2 protein-coding genes and 1 pseudogene are annotated in these 3,496 nt (G+C 51.1%); all 3 read left to right on the top strand.

Going from position 1 to position 3,496, the window contains the following annotated elements; all coding sequences use genetic code 11:
- Positions 1-559: 559 nt before the first annotated feature.
- A complete protein-coding gene (locus FD715_RS22315; RefSeq protein WP_147115470.1) occupies positions 560-1,513 on the top strand; it encodes a hypothetical protein in 954 nt (317 codons plus the stop codon).
- Entirely contained in the window at positions 1,510-2,286 is a 777-nt protein-coding gene (locus tag FD715_RS22310) for a pentapeptide repeat-containing protein (protein ID WP_147115467.1), read from the top strand. The genes FD715_RS22315 and FD715_RS22310 overlap by 4 nt, the downstream gene beginning before the upstream one ends.
- A gap of 13 nt (positions 2,287-2,299) precedes the next feature.
- A pseudogene (locus FD715_RS22915) lies at positions 2,300-2,452 on the top strand (ATP-binding protein); the annotation flags it as partial.
- Positions 2,453-3,496: the final 1,044 nt, after the last annotated feature.

The raw sequence follows: 3,496 nt of genomic DNA, 5'->3' as shown, positions 1-3,496 counted from the left end.
TGGGTCCTGACCCTAGTGCGTGGGAGAGAGCTTGCCATGACGGAATTGGTAGTTCGCTGGTGAAGTTGGCGATGACTCGTTTCATTAAGTAACGGGCAAGCAAGCGGCCGTTAGCCGCTGCTCACCGTCGACACTATCAGCCCCTAAGCAGGCTGATGATCATGATCACAGTCAGACAAATTACGCCGATGCCCGTAGCTTTGAGTCTACCGAGAGTTAGGGACGAATCTGCTATCAATCTAACGACTTGACGCCAAAACTCACCTCGATGTGCCGGGGGCCTTTGGACATCTCGCTTTTTTTGCGGACAGCTCACGGTGGAGGGGTGGCGTGAGTTTGACTGGTCGTCCTGATTTCGTCGGTTTTTGTCTATATAGTTGTTACTAAACACTTTAATTCACCTTCCTTGGATTTTTGCGTCACTTGATAAGTGAAATTTACCATCTATAATGTTCACGGATATCCTGTGTAATGTTCACATTATGCTGTTTGATGTACAAACTTTGATGCCGATGTTCACTGATGAGCGTGGTCGCCGCCCAATGTGTTACGTTAAATTATGAGAGATGCCGCTGATCTGGTTTTGGCCAGTCGTCACAGGTTAGTTGGTGCCTATGACGCTTGGCTTGCAAGAAGAGGGCGTGCTGAGCGCCAGGGCGACTGGACGCCAGAGCGGCACTCGGATCGCCGTTTTGTTGAGGAACTACGCCGCCTGATTGCATTGGGACGTGAAGAAATTCCACCCAAGTTGGGAGTTCCAACTACACGATCAGGCTGGTCCAACTGGAGGAAAGGGCGAAGCGCAGCAAACGTGAAGCTGCGTTTAGACGTTTGTCGAGCGGTTCATGTTTTGACGGGCATAGATGTAACGGCAAATCAGTTCCTTTCCGAGGCACCAGTGAACGCTACCGATCTCGTGTCAATCGGCACTGTGACAGGACAAGAAAGCGCTGTAGGCTCTGTAACGGTTACGGTTTCCTTTGTGGATTTCCGAACCAGTGATGCCCAGCCAGTGTTCCTAGCGGATGTTCGTCATTCGAGAGAGGCGCGGTCAGAACCTAATTTGCTCGGATCAGTGCGGTTCGGGTTAAAGCAAGCGTCATTGTTTGCAAGCAATACAGGCGATTTGGAGCCGTTACTAACGCATCTAAGCGATGGCTCGAGCTCTCAGCATGGGACAGCGAATGGCGCAGAGGTAAGTTTAGATGACGAAGCACCATTGCGTTGGAGGGTGCAACCACCATTTCCAAAAGAAGCACTGCAAGCGAGATTTACTGAAGTGCAGCTGTGCCAAGGGAAACCAACTTTGGATAGTGATGGGATCGTCGCTGTCTCCGTACAGAGTGCAGACGTGACACCATCCATCGACTTCGACAAACGAGCAAAAATATCTGACCGCGAATATCGCGAAACCAAAAAACGACTGGTTGAGAGACTCATCAAGGATAAATTCTTGGATAATGGTCCAAGAACGCGCCATGTGCTCTCCCAGTCTAGGATAAAGTGGCAATGAAGCACATTCGTTTATCAGAGTTCGAGACTGAAGCGGTCCTTGGAATCTTAGAAGGTGATGCTAGCGATCCAATAGCGCTCGTTTTGTCTGTCGGACTGGACCCAAAAGTCTTTTTCGAATTTGGTGACTGGCGGGACGTTGATTTCCGCAAGAGCAATATCGATCTTGCTTCATTTGTGGGTGCTGACCTTACTAACGCTATCTTTGACCAAGAGCAGGTCGCGATGGTGGAGCGAAGGTTTGGTTTTTCTCGTGACCGTTTGAGAGTGCTTCAACCTGGCGAAGCTGCTGACGCCGTTCCGACAACTAATCAATCTCGGTTCACATCCAGCGTCGACATTCGCTTAATTGGTCCGTTCCGCATCACATCGAAGGATGGCAAAGATCTTACTCCGCGCGGTGCAAAATCCCGCGCGATCCTCGCACTACTTGCTACTTCCCCAGGATATCAACGTTCCCGTGTGTGGCTCCAGGACAAGCTTTGGAGCATGTCTGCATCTCCACAGGCTTCTGCGAGCCTCCGACAAGCACTCTTAGAAATTCGCAGGGCTCTTGGAGAGTACGCATATATAATCAATGCAGATAGACTGAATGTCTCGCTCACTGCTGACAAGATAACCGTCGACGTTGACAGTCCAAATCCAGAGGTCGTCGCCAGGACGTTCGAAGAAGCTGAATTGTTAGAGGGAATAGATGTCAAAGACCCTGAGTTCGAGGACTGGTTGCGGGAAGTTCGTATGAGGTTTGAGGTCAACCGATCAAACGATAGTTAACGGCAAGTCCGACACAGCGGGCATGCTGGATCGTCTGCTGCATCATAGTCAGGTGATCCAAATCCAAGGCGAAAGCTATCGCCTCAAGGACAAACGCAAAGCGGGCATCGTAGGCCCGCAAAAGAAAAGGAGACCGTCGCCGCCTAAAACCACCCCCGCAGGCTAGGCCACGCTTGAGCTATTTGACGGCTCCGCGCGACCCAGCCTGCTAATCGCTTGGTTGGGGCCCCTTTCCACCGGCCAAAAGGGACACTTTTGAACCGGCGTTGACAGTCGGCACAATCGGTCGTTTTTGGCCACCCGCCCTGCCCCGCCCAGGATCAAGCGCTTAGATAGGACAAAAACCCCCGGCAAAACCTTCTGTCAATGTCTGCTTACGGGAAGCTGCGATGCAGCACTGAACCGCACACTTAGCGTCCGGTAGGGCCGCGATACGCACCAGACGATTCCCCGTTCAGACGCCTGATCAGTCAGGCAGGAAGGGCCTGGAAGGATGGAGAACAGATAGCTCGTGCAGCGCTTTTGAAACGCATCCAGTGAGCAAACGGCTCGCACACTCAGCCAACATTGGGCAGATCGGTTATTGAAGACAGCCAACGCTCGCTCCGCGAAAGCTACGCCCCAGTCGATACCTATCTGATCTACATCCCTTCTGGGCTAATCCTAGAATGTCGGGAATCGCTAACTAAAGTTCTGGCGGTTCGCAGTAACTCGATGACAGGTGATGAAGGTCAGCTACTACATATAGTGCTACATCCTTTATTGGTTCGCGTCCGGGCCGATCATGCGATGAACAATCCGAAGAGATTCAATGGGTTGGTAGCGAGTATTCCGCCAGGAAAAAAGATGCGCTACTTTGGCCATGCCCGAAATAGCGTAAATTATTGTTTTTATTATTAACTTATGCTGTCTTTGTTGAGCTGGAAACCCAATTCAGAAAGTTCTTGCGCAACGAATCATCTCCATGCAATCAAGAATTCAGGTGTGTAGCTGAACGGCATTTCTTGGGGAGTATTTGACCTTGTTGGTACTAAATATAGACCGCCATAAGCAGATCATTGAGCGCTTACATGAGCGCGGTGTCTCTCTCGGAATGATCAGCCGTACACTGAAGAAGTCGAAGTCCCACGTCACGGCAACCTGCCAAGGACGGACCAAAAGCGCATTGGTCGAGAACGAGATCGCCAGGCAATTGGATTGCGAGCCCTGC

Origin of the sequence: Tateyamaria sp. syn59 (genome assembly GCF_007995245.1) — a bacterium.
Taxonomy (GTDB): domain Bacteria; phylum Pseudomonadota; class Alphaproteobacteria; order Rhodobacterales; family Rhodobacteraceae; genus Tateyamaria.
This window is presented reverse-complemented; position numbering and strand designations above follow the sequence as displayed.